We start from the raw sequence: 13,592 nt of genomic DNA on the forward strand, positions 1-13,592 counted from the left end.
CCGGCACCGCCCCGGAAAGTGGTGCGGATCGGGAGCGTCGAGGTGAATGAGAGCGGCACGGGGCTGCCCGCCTGGCACGAGGGCGGCACCCCCCCGTCGGGCACCCGGCCGGACCTGCCGGGGACGCGACCGGACTCGGCCACCGGCCTGCGTGCAGCCGACGGCAAGGTCGCTGCAAGCGCTCCACCCGATGATGACGAGGTGACGCGCGACGGAGGCGACCAGGCGATGGGCCGGACAGTGACCGAGGAGCGCAGGGCCGGACTGATGGACCGCCTGCGCAAGGATCTGAGAAATCCCCTGTTCCTACAGGGCTACGCATTGATGATCAATACCGGGATCACCGCCGTGCTGGGCCTCGGCTACTGGTTCCTCGCCACGCACCTGTACACCGCCGCCGCGTTCGGTGAGGGCCAGGCCGTGATCAGCGCGATGCGGCTGTTCGCCTCTCTGACCGGGCTCGCCTTCGCGGGCGCGCTGGCCAGGTTCATCCCGGTGGCCGGCCGCCGCACCGCCGAGTTCGTCCTGCGCGGCTACGCGATCGCCGGGGCCACCGGCCTGGTGGCGGCGTTGGGGTTCCTGCTGACGTTGCCGGTGTGGGGGGCGGTCTACGCCGACCTCTCCGGGTTCGGCCCCGGACTGTTCTTCCTCGTCTCGGTTCTCGTCTGGACGGTCTTCACCCTCCAGGACGTGACCCTGGCCGGGCTGCGCAAGGCCGTCTGGGTGCCGGTCAACAGCCTGGCGTTCGGCCTGGTCAAAATGGGCATGCTCGCCGCGCTCGCGGTCGCGCTGCCGGAGGGCGGCCTCTTCGGCGGGATCTTCGTCTCGTGGATCGTGCCGACGGCCATGGCGCTGATCCCGATCAGCTGGTTCATCTTCGGCGTCATCATCCCCAAGCACGTCAAGAACACCGAGGAGAGCGCCGCGAACCCGCCGCGCCTGCGCGAGGTGGGGCGTTTCCTGGCCGGAGACTTCCCCGGCGCGTTCTCCATCCTGCTGATCCTCTATCTGGTCCCGGTCATCATCGCGGGCTGGCTCGACGACGCGCCGACGTTCGGCTACTTCTCGATAGCCCACACGCTGGGCTCCATGATCGGGCTGCTGGCGGCCAACATGGCGGTGTCCCTGACGGTCGAGGGGTCCTTCAACGCCGCCCAGCTGGCGCAGAGCGTGCGCAACGCGCTGCGCCGCACCTTCCTGATCGTCGGACCGGTCATCGCGGTGGTCGTGGTCGGCGCGCCCCTGATCCTGAGCGTGTTCGGCCCCGGGTTCGCCGAGGCGGGCACGCCGCTGCTCCGCCTGATGGCGATCGCCGTGCTCCCCCAGACGGTGATCGAGATCTGCCTCAGCATGCTGCGCGCGCAGAGCGAGGCCCGCAAGCTCGCACTCATCCAGATCGGGATGGCGGTGCTGGTCCTCACCTCGATCGCCCTGCTGTTCCCCCTCTTCGGAATCGCCGCGGTGGGCTACGCGATGCTCGGCAGCCAGCTCCTGGTCGCGCTACTGATCCTCCCGAACATCCGCAGAGTGATCAACCACGGCAAGGCGTCCCAGGTTGTCGCAGCTTAGTGACGGCGTGGCTCTGTTTGCAGTCTTGATCGCGTACGTGATAGACGGTCTCCAGTGACTCCTGAGCACATTGTGGCGAAGCGGACAGGCCGCCACTGCCTTCCACTGCCCTCCAATCGTCTGGGCCTGTATCTGGCCCTGCGGCACTGGTGCAGCCCCGGCCAGCGGTTGCTGATGTCGCCGCTGTCGGCCGACGAGATCCTCTTTCTCGTGCTCGCCGCCGGGCTGCGCCCGGTCATCGCCCCGCTCTCCTCCGACGACGGCAACATCGACGCGGGCGCCGTCGACCTCGACACGGTCGACGCGGTGCTGACCACCAACCTGTACGGCCTGCCGGACCGGGTGGCGGCGTTCACGGGCAAGATCCTGATCGAGGACGTCGCGCACGCGATGGAGACGAGCGTGCACGGCAGGCCGCTGGGCACCTTCGGGGTGGCGGGCGTGTTCAGCCTGTCCAAGCACGCCGGAGCGGGTTCCGGCGGGGTGATCGCGGTCGAGCACCTGGAGGACCTGCGCACCCTGGAGCGCGACCGTGACCGGCTGCTGCAGCCGGGTGCCTTCAGGAAGGAGATCCACAGCGTGCTGACCTCGGTGGGCCGGCACGCCGCGCTGCGCCTGAACATGGTCCGCCCGGCACTGAGGGCGATGCGCGCGTTCGGCATGGAGGAGGAGCGCGAGGGCTACCGGATCGCCCCGCGCCCGGCGGATCTGGTCAGGGCGCTGGAGTACGCGCCGCAGCTGCCGGCGTTCGACTCCTGGGTCCAGGCCGACCTGCACGACTATCGGGCCAGGCGCGGCCACCTCTCAAGCTGGTACCAGTCGAGGCGCCTGCGGACGCTGCCCAGGCAGCGGTCGCGGCGGATCGCCGGCGTCTCGGCGCTGGCCGCGCTGCCCAGCGTGGCGCGGGCCGTCCACCGGCACCTGGATCAACCGCTGTTCCGGGTCCCGCTGCTGGTCTCGGGCCGGGACGAGGCCATCGCCGAGCTGGAGCGACACGGGGTCGCCACCGGATACCTCTACGACCCGCCGTACGACAGCTACCTGCCCGGGTTCACCAGTCCCTCGCCGGAGCCTGAGATCGCGCACTGGTGGGGGCGGCACGTGCTGCCGGTCGATCCGCTCTACGCCCACCGCGCCCTGCCGGTCGTCGAACGGCTCGTCCCGGCCATTCCACCCACCCCTCCCCGGGTTCCCCCGGTGCTGCCGAGTCCGACTGTCTCCGATATCGCTTAGCAGGTAAGTCAATATTTAGGTAGATTTACTGCATTGGGCGGCGGCAGGGGGATCGCTGCCCGGTTCCGGGACGGTTCCCGCGCTCCGTGACGCACGCCACCCATGTCCATGGGCCAGTCGGATCGCGCGTGCTCCACCCCGAGGACGACGTTCAGTTCCTCAGCCCGGGCTTCGAGAAAGGATCACCCCCTCGTGAACGGTAGGTTGACGCGCACTGCAGGCACGGTCGCCGGTCACCCCGGCGCGGCGGGAGGAGCTGCATGAGGGTCAACGTCATCCGGCCGGCGGAGCTGGGCCCGGGCGAGGTCGCGGCCTGGCGCGAGATGCAACGCTCCAGCGCGCACCTTGCCAACCCCTTCCTCAGCCCGGACTTCACGATCGCGATGGGTGAGGTCCACACCGAAGCGCGGGTGGCGGTGATCACCGAGTCGGACGGGCCCGTCGGGTTCTTCCCCTTCGAGCGGCACGGCGGCGGGGTGGGCGCCGCCCTGGGCGGATGGGTCTCGCTCTCCCAGGGCGTGGTCCACGTGCCCGGCGCCGAATTCGACTCCAACACCCTGCTCAAGGAGTGCGGGCTGAGCGTGTGGGAGTTCGGCTGCATGGTCGATCACCAGCCCTGGTTCCAGCCGTTCGAGACGCTCAGGCAGGAGGCCGTGGTCCTCGACTTCACCGATGGCTACCCGGCCTTCCTCGACGAGCTGCGCGAACGCTCTCCGAAGTTCGTCAAGAGCACCCTGTACAAGGAACGGAAGCTGGGCCGCGACATAGGCGAGATCACCTCCGAGTTCGCGGTGCGCGACGCGGAGCAGTTCCGGCTGCTGCGGGAGTGGAAATCGGCCCAGTACCAACGGATGGGCCGCCCCGACCGCTTCGCCAAGTCATGGGTCGTGGAGCTGACCGAGCGCCTGCACGCCGTCGACACCCCCGACTTCGCCGGGCCGCTGTCCATGCTGTACGCGGACGGCAGGCCCGTCGCGGGCCACTTCGGGCTGCGCACCGGCACGATGATGATCGGCTGGTTCCCCGCCTACGACCCCGACTACGCCAAGTACTCCCCCGGCCTGATCCAGCACCTGCATATGGTCGAGGCCGCCGCGAAGATCGGTGTCAGCTCGCTGGACCTCGGCATCAGTAACGGCTCGGAGTACAAGGACGCACTGTGCAGCAGGACGGTTCCAGTCACCGAGGGCATCGTGCGCCGCCGTTCGGCCGGCGCGGCGGCGCACTGGCTACGCACCACACCGGTCCGCCGCGTGCGGCGGTTCATCCTTGACAGCCCGGCCCTGTACGGCGCCGCCGACAGGGCCATGAAACGGTACGGGCGGCTGCGCACCCGGGGGAAGGCCCAGTGAACGGGCAGAACGGCGGCCGTGAGCTTGAGGCGGCCATGCGAGAGCGGATCGGCCAGGAGTGCCTGCACGTGCCCTCCGCCAGGTTCGGTCTGCTCCTGGCGCTGCGTCACTGGTTCGAACGCGGCGACCGGGTGCTCATCTCACCGACGAACTGCGAGACCGTGCTGTTCATCGTGCTGGCCGCCGGGCTGGAACCGGTGATGGCGCCGGTCTCCTGGCGCGACGGCAACATCGACGTCCCCAACATCGACTGGAGCGGCTTGGCCGGTGTCGTCACCACGCACCTGTACGGCCAGCCCGACCGGGTGACCGAGCTGCGGGCCGAGTGCGACCGGCGCGGTGTGATCCTCCTCGACGACGCGGCACACGCCATGCAGACGACGGTGGACGGCCGCCCCGCGGGCACGTTCGGCACCGCCGGGGTGTTCAGCCTCGCCAAGCACGGACGGGCGATGTCCGGCGGGTTCCTCACCGCGCGGGACCCGGCCGCGCTGCCCGAGCTGGCCCGGGCCAGGGACGAGTCGCTGCTCCCCGGCGGGGCGCGCGCCCAGCTGCTCGGCACGCTGCGGCCCGTGCTGCGCGAGACGATCTACCGCACCGGACTGGTCAGGCCGATGTGGCACGCCCTTAAGGCGCTCGGCCTCGTCCAGTGGACCGGCCACCGCTGCCCGCCCCGCGAGAAGGAACTGCGCGCGGCCCTCACCGGCGATCCGGTAGACCTGCGCGCCATGGACCACTGGCTGCGGATCGACCTCGACGACTGGCGGATGCGCCAGGGGCCGCTGCTCCGCCGCTACCAGCGCTCCCGCTTCCGGGTGATCGACCGCGAGCGCGACCGGCGGGTGGCCGGGGTCGAACTGCTGCGCACCCTGCCCTGGGCCGCCGAGGGTGTCCGCGACGCGGCGCCGCAGCCGCTGCTGCGGGTGCCCCTGCTGGTCGAGAACCGCGACGAGGTGGTCGCCCGGCTGGAGAGCCGGGGCGTGGTGCCCGGCTTCATCTACGACCCTCCGCTGGACGACTACCTGGAACTGGTGCCCGAGGGGCCGTCCTCGGAGATCGCCCGCTGGTGGACCGGCCACGTCCTGCCCGTCGATCCGCTCCGCGCCACCCGCATGGCCGGCTTGCTGACCGAACTCGACGTCCGCCCCGCCACGCGCCCGTTCACGGCGTCGCAACAGCCCGCCTGAGCAGGTCGCGAGCCTCCTCCCTCGGGGGGAGCTCCGGACTCTCACCTGGCGCCGGCCAGGCTGCCCGCGCGCACCCCGGCCAGTTCGAGCACCAGCTCGAACCAGACCTTGTTGGCCCCCGCCTCCCTGACCAGGCCCCAGCGATGGGCCAGGGCCTCCAGCAGGGGCAGGCCGCGGCCCCCCGTCGCCTCCGCCGAGGCGTGGCAGACGCAGGGAGCCTGTGAGGAGCCCTCGTCCTGGACGCAGACCCGCACGCCCGTCGCCGAGTAGGCCACGGTGACCGTGAACGCCCCACCGTCCCCGGAACGGGAGTGGATCACCGCGTTGGTGGCGATCTCACTGGTCAGCAGGACACAGTCGTCGTGGAGGGGATGGTCTCGCCCCAGGGTCATCGAGACCAGGCGGCGGGCTCTGACCACCTGGTCCGGGGAACCCGCAAGGCGGAGAACCCATTCGCTTCCGTCGTGCTCCGACGAGTCCATATGTCCCCTCCGATACCGTTCCTGCCTTTGGGAAGACGCGGAGCTCGAAAGGGAAGATGTCTCGGAAAAGTAGGAATGCGATCACTTACCGGATAGACAGGTGGGGCTTGCCAGACGGGCCTTCAGCTGCATGCCCGCACCTGCCGTACCGTGCGGTTTCACCCGTCACATCCGGTGCCAGCGGGCCTCGAAGAAACAGTGGACCGCGAACAGCAGCAGGCCGATCGCGACGACCCCGAGCAGCCACGGACCGGCCGGGGTGTCGGCCAGCGAGCGCAGCGTCGAGTCGATGCCCTTGGCCTTGTCGGGGTCGTAGGTGATCGCGGCCTGGATGACGAAGACACCGGCGACCGCGGCGATCACACCGCGGGCGAGGTAGCCGGCCATGCCGAGTTTCTCGGCGAGGTCACGCGCCTTCGGCGGCATCTCGCCGGTGCGCAGGTCCTGGAGGAACCTCTTCTTCCAGCCCTTGTGGATCCAGTAGGCCCCCAGGGCGATGACCCCCAGACCGACCAGGCCCACGATGAACTGCCCGGCGGGCAGCTCCATCAGCTTGGCCGTGAGGTCCTTGGACTGACTGTCCGTTGAGCTTCCCGAGTCTCCGCGCAGCACGACACCGAGCAGCGTGGCCACGATCAGCCCGTAGACCACCGCGCGCGCCGCCGACTCCACCCGGTCCTTGGTCTGTCCCCGGCCGATGACGGCCTCCGACAGCTGCCAGAGGACCAGGGCCGTGAAACCGACGACCATGAACCAGAGCAGCACCATGCCGAACGGCTGCTCGGCCACCGTCTCGATGGCCCCGGTCTTGTCGGCCTCCTTACCCCCACTTCCACCGCCGAAGGCGATCTGCAAGGCCAGAAAACCGATCAGCCCGTAGAGGACTCCCCTGCAGGCCATACCGACCCGCGCCAACCTGTCCAGCGTCTGACTGTTGGCCGCTCTGTGAGCGGCACCTGCCACCTGAGTCTGAGGGCTGTTCATGGCTATGCGCACTAACCCGCGGACGGCCGGATAAACCTTACTGCTCGGGCATGGCGTCCAGCCTGCGCAGGATGACCCCCTCGCGCAGCGCCCACGGGCACACCTCCAGCTGGGCCACGCCGAACAGGTCCATGGTGGCGTCGGCGACGATGGCTCCGGCGGGCAGTTGCGGCGCCCGCCCCTCCGACACCCCGGGCAGCTCGGCCCTCTCCCCCGTGCTCATCCTGGCCAGCCGGTCGGTCCACCCGACCAGGTCCGCATGCCCGAGCACCCGGCGTACGTTCACCCCCTCGTGCGAGGGCGCCGCGCCGGCGATCCTCGCGAGCTGCCTGAACGTCTTGGACGTCGCCACCGCGTGATCGGCCTGGCCGTACCGCGACACCTTGCCCACCACGCGGGCGATCTCGGCCCGCACGTACCTGCGCAGTGCCCGCACCTCGTCGGCCGGCGGCGGGTCGGCGGTGAAGCGGTCGCGGGTGAGGCGGCCGGCCCCCAGCGGCAGCGACACCGCCACGTCGGGCTGCTCGTCGATCCCCGAGGCGATCTCCAGCGACCCGCCGCCGATGTCCAGCACCAGCAGCCGCCCGGAGGACCACCCGAACCAGCGGCGCACCGCCAGGAACGTCAACCTCGCCTCGTCCTGGCCGGACAGCACCTCGATGTCGACCTGCGTGTCGGCCTTGATCCCGGCGAGGACCTCCTCACCGTTCACCGACTCCCTGATCGCGGAGGTCGCGAAGGCCATGAGGTCCTCGACCCCCTTGTCCTCGGCGATCCGCAGCGCCTCCTCGACGAACTCCCGCAACCGCGTCGCGCCCTGTGCCGACAGGCGGTTGCCCTCGTCCATGTGCTCGGAGAGCCTCAGCTCCTCCTTGTGGGAGTACGCTGGCAGCGGCCGGGCCCCCCGATGTGCGTCCATCACCAGCAGGTGGACCGTGTTGGAACCGATGTCGAGAACGCCCAGTCGCATGGGATGAAGCTACTACCCCTCAAAGCCTCGCCCGCCGGGGGTTCGTACATGAACACTCACCGCGTATCCACCGCCGTCGTAGGGTGCGCCGTCCCATGTCGCCAGGCGCCGCAGCGGGGCGAGCCCCGAGGCCTGGCACCAGTCGTCGTAGTCGGCCAGGGTGACCGTGGCGGAGGCGAGTGGGAGGTGCGCGGCGTCCAGCCCGAACCCGCTCACCAGCAGCCCGCCGGGGCGCAGCAGTGCCGCGAGCCCGGCGACGGTCCGCGCCTCGGTCCCGGGGGCCAGCAGGGGGATGACGTTGCCCGCGGCGACGACCATGTCGAAGCGCTCACCCTGCCCGCGCCGCTCGCCGGACACGGCCCGCTCCGCGAACTCCGCGGAGCCGCCGAGGTCACCGAGGTCGCTGAGGTCGGCCAGGATCCAGGGCAGCTCCGGCGCGGTCCGCCGGGCGACCTCCAGCATGGACGCGTCGAGGTCGACGCCCACGCAGTCGTATCCCAGCTCCGCCAGCCGGATCGCCACCCGCCCGGTGCCGCACCCGGCGTCCAGCACCCGCGCGCCCGGCGGCAGCAGCCCCGCGCACAACCGCGCCTCACCGTGCGTGTCCGCCCCCGACTCGGCCAGCCTGGCGAACCTCGCCGCGTACCGCTCCCCGGCGTCATCTCCCGCGATGTCCGCCCAGCGGCTTCTCTGTTCCATCGGATCAGGGTCTCATCCCCCGCGAGAGCCGCTCACAGCGGCCAGGCCGAACATGGACCCGCGAAGGCGTTCGTGGATACCACCACACGCCACCTGTCCATAGGGCTGTCCGGATGCGGCCACTATAAGAAATAGATCTTGTCAATATGGGCGATTATTGCGAATACTTGCGATTTGTTCTTATTCGCGAGAGAGGCCTGCAATGAAGCGCGTTATCGTTCACAAACCTGGCACCGTCACGCTCAGTGGCACCGCGAGTGCCAAGCATGTCGGCTGAGACGAATCGCAGTACCGGCGTCCAGCAGTGGGCGCCGGCCCCCAGCACAACATAGCCATATATCATCGAATATCATCTAAATCGACTTAGAGGAGTCCGGTGAGTCGGGGAGCCCAACCGCCAGAAAACCCGTCTCTTCCCGTGCCGCCGCCGCTCGTGGTGGACGCTGACCGGTACCTGCGCGGACCTTACACCGCGGGGGGCGCGCTCGTCGCCGCCCTGGTGCCCACGGCCCGGCCCGAGCTCGTCGCCCGCTACGACATCGAGCTGCGCGCGGCGGCCCCCGACCTGCAGGACCTGGTTCCCGACCGGCGCCGCTCCGTGGCCGCGAGCCTGCCCAGCGCGGAGCGGATCCTGGTGCACGCGCCGCGGCGCACGCTGCGCCTGGCCAACGGCCTGGCCGAGTTCGTCCGTGAGCACCTGGCCGAAACCGGCCCACGGACGCTGGTCGTCGAGAACGTCGACCGGGCCGACCCCACCGACCTCGAACTCCTGACGGTACTGCGGCGCCGCGTCCCCGCGGAGTCGCTGACCGTGGTGACCCGCCGGGGGACCACCGTCGAGGACCAGCTCAGCGAGGAGGAGCACGGCGCCCTCGCCGACGAGCTGGAGCGGGAGGGGACGATCGGCCCGCGACTTGGAGCGGTCCCCTACCACCGCGAGCGCGGCGGCGACACGTCGAAGGCGCTGGAGGCGTTCCTGTTCGCGGTGCAGTGGTGCCTGGACGCGGGCTGCCATGACGCCGTGGTGGATCTCGGCGGGCGCGCCCTGCGCCTCGCCGACCCCGAAGGCGACACCGGGACCTGGTGGCGGCTCCTGCACAGCACCGCGACCGCACTGGCCGCGCTGGGCAGGGAGGACGAGTCCGAGGACCTGTTCGACCTGGCCAGGCGGGAGAGCGTCTCCCCCGCCGTGCACGCCTCGGTCGCCTACGCCACCGGAATGCTGAAGGTACGCCACCATGACCAGGCCCGGCGCGACCCGGATGCCGCGCTCGCGCTGGTGAACCAGGCGATCGCCATCTCCTCGCTGCTGCCCGACCCGCGCGAGCGGGCGTTCAAGCTGGGGTTCGACCTCAACGGCCGGGCACTGGTGGAGGTACGGCGAGGCCGCCCCGCCAAGGCACTGGAGCTGGTCTCCGAGGCCGTCGCCCTGGCCGACCGCGACCTGCGTCCCGGCGAGCACCCGATACACCGGCTGGTGCTGCTGGCCAACAGGGCGCAGCTCACCGTGATGCTGGGCCGCCCCGAGGAGGCGCTGGAGGATCTGGACGCGGTGATCGAAGCCGACCCCGTCTACCCCGACTACTACATCGACCGGGGCAACCTGCTGCACCGGCTGGGCCGGATGGACGCGGCGATCAACGACTACGAGACGGCCATGCGGGTCGGCCCGCCCTTCCCCGAGCCTTACTACAACCGGGCCGAGATCCGCTTCTCCAGGGGCGACCACCGGGGTGCGCTCAGCGACCTGGACCACGCGCTGGAGCTGGACCCGGAGTTCGTGGACGGCCTGGCCAACCGGGCCGGGCTGCTGGCCGCCCTCGGTGAGTACGGCAAGGCCAGGGCGGACGCGGAGGCCGGGCTCGCCATCGATCCGGCCAACCCGTACCTGCTGTGCGCGCTGGGCCAGGTGGAGACGGCGGAGGGTCGCTACGACAGGGCGCGTACCGCCTTCGACAGGGCGCTGGAGCTCGCCCCCTCGCTGGCGGCCGCCTGGGCGAACCGAGGACTGCTGGCGTTCGAGACCGGTGACCCCGAGGGCGCCGTCGCGGACTTCACCCGGGCCCTCGAACCCGGAGCGGACCCCGCGCTGCTGTTCAACCGGGCGATGGCGCTGCGCGCCGCCGGGCGGGAGACGGAGGCGGTCGCCGACCTCACCCGGGCGCTGGAACTGGCGCCGGACGACGAGGACATCAGGCGCGAGCTGAAATCCTGACCCCTACCGGACCGCCGCCCGCGGCCACGGAGACGAAGGCGGCCGGAAAACACCCCGGATTCGGCGAAGTGGATCGGAAAACAGAGGCCGGGAAGACGGAATCCCCATCGCGAAAATCTCATTATCGGATTACGCGTTACACACACGGTGATGCGGACGCCGGCCCTATTCGCCATCACGGACCCGTCGCGCCCCAGGGGTGGGTAGGGACGATTTCCCGATGCGCGATCACGGCGCGCCACTTTGCCGAACGGCCCCTACCGGAACGCCGCGGGTACCACGGGACGGACCGGGTCAGCGGAACGAGCCGCCGAGATAGCGCTCGGCCAGCTCACAGGTGCCCTCGGTGTAGCCGGAGCCCAGCTCGGTGGCGATGTCCGCGCCGGTATGGGTACCGATCCAGGCGACCAGCAGCAGGCGGCGGAACATGACGAACGTCCAGATCTCCGCCTCGTCCTCGGCCGAAAGGTCCAGGACGGTCCGATAACCCCGCACCCACGCGTCGACCAGTTCGGGAACCTCGGGAAGGTGCTCGATGAAGCTGACCGCCGCGGCCAGGTCGTAGAGGTGCCAGCCGAAGCCGCAGTCGTCGAAGTCGATGACGCTGGGCGGTCCCTCACCCGCCACGAGCAGGTTCGCGGAACGCAGGTCGGCGTGGATCAGGCCGTAGCGCTCCGGCCCCCGGCCGAAGCGGTGGAGCCGCTCGCGCAGTTCCTTGTCCAGCCGCCCCAGCACGGTCCGCGCCTCGGCCCCCACGCCCAGGCCGTCCTGCCAGCGGCCCCATCGCGCCCCGGCACCGAGGGCCGCCTCGTAGTCCCAGTGGAAGCGGGTGAACCACTCGGGCCGTGACCAGTGGCGCGCGTGCCGGTGCATCCGCGCCGTGAGCGCGCCGAGCCGCTCGAAACCGGGCACCGGGTTCTCCAGGGACGGCTCGGCACCGGGCAGCAACTCGAACATGACGCACTCTCGGGGCTCCGCGCCGGGGACGGTCAGCACCCGGGAACCGCCGGGAGCCTGGAGCACCCGGGGGGTGCGGATCCCCTCCTGCTCGCGGAGCGCCTCCAGCCAGGCCAGCTCGGACAGGATCGCCGGGATGGAGTGGTAGCCGAGGCGGTGCACCCGCAGGATGCAGCGCCTCCCCGTGGCCGGGTCGTCCACCCGGTAGGTGGCGTTCTCCGACACGTTGATCAGCGTGACCTCGGCGTCGGGCAGGCCGTGGATCCGCGCCGCCGCACGTGCCACGTCATGCGCACGGGCCAGCACGCCGCCTCCGGCGGACAGGTCGTGGGCCCGCATCGGTTCCTCCAGCTCGGTCGCACAGGGCGCCAGATCCTATCCGAGATCCGACATCGCCTGCCCGGCCGCGCGGTCCAGGTCGCCCCGGTCCTGGTCACGTACGACGTGCCTCGTCGAAGGCCCGGGGCCGGGAAACCTGATGCGGATCTTGGACTCCCGCTGTGGAAGGCGCTCCCAGTCATCCATGAGGGTCGCCTGAAGGCCGCATCCGGCGGCCAGGTCGAGCAGGGTCTCGGTCCGGTAGTAGAAGGTCTCGCCCAGGACCTGGTGCTCCCTGCCCTCGGTGCGCTCGAAGGTGAAGTCGAACCAGCCCCCCGGCCGCACGATCCGGCCGACGTTTTGCAGGCACTCCTCGATCACGTGCGGCGGGGAGTGGGAGAAGACGCCGTGGGCGTGGACGACGTCGAACGCCCCGCCGGGCAGCGCGGCGAAGCGCAGGTCGGCGACCGGCAGAAGATGGGGGAGTTTGTCGCGCAGGTCGTAGGTGACCAGGGTCTCCTGGGCGGCGATCAGGATCTCCGGGGAGATGTCGAGACCGTAGTAGTTTCCGGTGTCGAGGTAGCCGATGAACAGGCGCCCGGCCCGCAGGTTGCCGCAGCCGATCTCCAGCATGCGGTGCTCGGGTTTCAGACCGTGCCGCACCAGATAGTCGAACTGCGCCTTCCCCAGGGCGACCCAGCGCCGGTAGGACCTGCTGCCCACGGCCCCGCGAGGACTGCGCGCGGTCTCGGACCTCATGACGGCCCGGTAGTAGGCGACGTGGTCGCGGGTGCTCAGGCGCAGCCACGTGTTCCTGGTCACCCGTCGCAGGTGCCGGGGGACTCTTCCCGGATGGCCGAGGGCGTACCTGAGCCGGTGAACGATGCGCGTGCGGCTGTGACCGTGCATGTCTCTCCCCACGTCTGGACGACACCTCGATATCCCACCGGTGACGAGATCGTAGCCTGAAGTAAGATGAACGTCACTCTTGGTAAGCGTCGTCGGAATGTCGCCTCGTGGTCTCTCCCATCTCACCGGGCGACGGTCCCGGCCCGCGCCGGTCCTCCGGAAGGCTCACGCAAGCGTCGGATCGTTATGACACCTCGGATCGCCCGACCGGCGACGCCCGCAAACCCGGCGGTCGGAGCCGGCGGTCTTCGAAACGGTGAGGAGCCCGGTGAACCTGGAACTCGCGCTGCGCATGTGTGAGGCCGCGGTGCGGCAGGCCGTGCGGGAGGGGGCGCTCATCTCGGTCGCGGTGGTCGACGCGGGCGGGCATCTGGTGGCGTTCCAGCGGATGGACGGCGCGCGGATCTCCGGCCCCGTCCTCGCCCCCGGCAAGGCCCACACCGCGGTGGCCCACCACATGCCGACCGCCGACCTCGCGCCGCTGGTCCTGCCTGGAGGCGAACTGCACGGCCTGGCCGGCGACCGGTACGTGTGCCTCGGCGGCGGCATCCCGCTCGGGGAGCCCGGCAACGGCCGCGGGGTGGTGGGCGCGGTCGGCGTCAGCGGCGGCACCATCGGCCAGGACGTGGCATGCGCCGAGGCCGCCGCCGCCCTCTGGGAAAGGTCATAGCGGGATATGTTCGGAGACCTCCCTCAGCGGCGGCTAGTGCTCCCGCG

General features: G+C 70.6%; 12 protein-coding genes. 6 read left to right on the top strand and 6 right to left on the bottom strand.

The features are described from left to right. Window positions 1–42 precede the first annotated feature (42 nt). The 4 genes from ABT061_RS20210 to ABT061_RS20225 all read left to right on the top strand — a co-directional run bounded on the left by ABT061_RS20210 (window position 43) and on the right by ABT061_RS20225 (window position 5,341). A complete protein-coding gene (locus ABT061_RS20210; protein WP_350919729.1) occupies window positions 43–1,569 on the top strand; it encodes a lipopolysaccharide biosynthesis protein in 1,527 nt (508 codons plus the stop codon). Between the two features lie 72 nt (window positions 1,570–1,641). Further along, window positions 1,642–2,802 carry a DegT/DnrJ/EryC1/StrS family aminotransferase gene (locus tag ABT061_RS20215; RefSeq protein ID WP_350919732.1) on the top strand — a complete coding sequence of 387 codons (1,161 nt, stop codon included), beginning with the start codon at window positions 1,642–1,644 and terminating at the stop codon, window positions 2,800–2,802. A 260-nt stretch (window positions 2,803–3,062) separates the two neighbouring features. Beyond that, window positions 3,063–4,154, top strand: a complete 1,092-nt coding sequence (locus ABT061_RS20220; protein WP_350919735.1) for a GNAT family N-acetyltransferase — start codon at window positions 3,063–3,065, stop codon at window positions 4,152–4,154. After that, a complete protein-coding gene (locus ABT061_RS20225) occupies window positions 4,151–5,341 on the top strand; it encodes a DegT/DnrJ/EryC1/StrS family aminotransferase (protein WP_350919738.1) in 1,191 nt (396 codons plus the stop codon). Before ABT061_RS20220 ends, ABT061_RS20225 begins: the two co-directional genes overlap by 4 nt. Window positions 5,342–5,382: 41 nt before the next feature. Here the strand turns inward: ABT061_RS20225 and ABT061_RS20230 are convergent, their stop codons facing one another. From ABT061_RS20230 to ABT061_RS20245, 4 genes are all read right to left on the bottom strand, one after another. Then, a complete protein-coding gene (locus ABT061_RS20230; protein WP_350919741.1) occupies window positions 5,383–5,823 on the bottom strand; it encodes an ATP-binding protein in 441 nt (146 codons plus the stop codon). Window positions 5,824–5,988: 165 nt separating this feature from the next. After that, window positions 5,989–6,807 carry a DUF1206 domain-containing protein gene (locus ABT061_RS20235; RefSeq protein WP_350919744.1) on the bottom strand — a complete coding sequence of 273 codons (819 nt, stop codon included), beginning with the start codon at window positions 6,805–6,807 and terminating at the stop codon, window positions 5,989–5,991. Between the two features lie 37 nt (window positions 6,808–6,844). After that, window positions 6,845–7,777 (bottom strand): Ppx/GppA family phosphatase, encoded by a 933-nt coding sequence (locus ABT061_RS20240; protein ID WP_350919747.1) that lies wholly within the window; start codon window positions 7,775–7,777, stop codon window positions 6,845–6,847. Between the two features lie 12 nt (window positions 7,778–7,789). Further along, window positions 7,790–8,476 carry a class I SAM-dependent methyltransferase gene (locus tag ABT061_RS20245; RefSeq protein ID WP_350919750.1) on the bottom strand — a complete coding sequence of 229 codons (687 nt, stop codon included), beginning with the start codon at window positions 8,474–8,476 and terminating at the stop codon, window positions 7,790–7,792. A gap of 418 nt (window positions 8,477–8,894) precedes the next feature. On the opposite strand from ABT061_RS20245, the gene ABT061_RS20250 reads away from it, so the two are divergent. Then, window positions 8,895–10,691, top strand: coding sequence for a tetratricopeptide repeat protein (locus ABT061_RS20250; RefSeq protein ID WP_350919753.1), 1,797 nt, complete (start codon window positions 8,895–8,897; stop codon window positions 10,689–10,691). A gap of 294 nt (window positions 10,692–10,985) precedes the next feature. Here ABT061_RS20250 and ABT061_RS20255 read toward each other — a convergent pair whose 3' ends face one another. Both ABT061_RS20255 and ABT061_RS20260 read right to left on the bottom strand, forming a co-directional pair. Next, on the bottom strand, window positions 10,986–11,987 hold the full coding sequence (locus tag ABT061_RS20255; RefSeq protein WP_350919756.1) for a phosphotransferase enzyme family protein: 1,002 nt from the start codon (window positions 11,985–11,987) through the stop codon (window positions 10,986–10,988). A gap of 36 nt (window positions 11,988–12,023) precedes the next feature. Then, window positions 12,024–12,875 (bottom strand): class I SAM-dependent DNA methyltransferase, encoded by an 852-nt coding sequence (locus ABT061_RS20260; protein WP_350919759.1) that lies wholly within the window; start codon window positions 12,873–12,875, stop codon window positions 12,024–12,026. A 268-nt stretch (window positions 12,876–13,143) separates the two neighbouring features. Between ABT061_RS20260 and ABT061_RS20265 the strand changes: the two genes are divergently transcribed. After that, window positions 13,144–13,545, top strand: coding sequence for a GlcG/HbpS family heme-binding protein (locus ABT061_RS20265; protein ID WP_350919762.1), 402 nt, complete (start codon window positions 13,144–13,146; stop codon window positions 13,543–13,545). The last annotated feature ends 47 nt before the right edge of the window (window positions 13,546–13,592 follow it).

The organism is Streptosporangium sp. NPDC002544 (assembly GCF_040295965.1).
In the GTDB taxonomy this organism is placed as follows: Bacteria; Actinomycetota; Actinomycetes; order Streptosporangiales; family Streptosporangiaceae; genus Streptosporangium.

What these genes read in the sequence shown, in the direction of transcription:
- ABT061_RS20240 (WP_350919747.1), bottom strand. Translation starts at nt 7,777, where the DNA reads ATGCGACTGGGCGTTCTCGACATCGGTTCCAACACGGTCCACCTGCTG.
- ABT061_RS20230 (WP_350919741.1), bottom strand. Translation starts at nt 5,823, where the DNA reads ATGGACTCGTCGGAGCACGACGGAAGCGAATGGGTTCTCCGCCTTGCG.
- ABT061_RS20245 (WP_350919750.1), bottom strand. Translation starts at nt 8,476, where the DNA reads ATGGAACAGAGAAGCCGCTGGGCGGACATCGCGGGAGATGACGCCGGG.
- ABT061_RS20220 (WP_350919735.1), top strand. Translation starts at nt 3,063, where the DNA reads ATGAGGGTCAACGTCATCCGGCCGGCGGAGCTGGGCCCGGGCGAGGTC.
- ABT061_RS20260 (WP_350919759.1), bottom strand. Translation starts at nt 12,875, where the DNA reads ATGCACGGTCACAGCCGCACGCGCATCGTTCACCGGCTCAGGTACGCC.
- ABT061_RS20255 (WP_350919756.1), bottom strand. Translation starts at nt 11,987, where the DNA reads ATGCGGGCCCACGACCTGTCCGCCGGAGGCGGCGTGCTGGCCCGTGCG.
- ABT061_RS20235 (WP_350919744.1), bottom strand. Translation starts at nt 6,807, where the DNA reads ATGAACAGCCCTCAGACTCAGGTGGCAGGTGCCGCTCACAGAGCGGCC.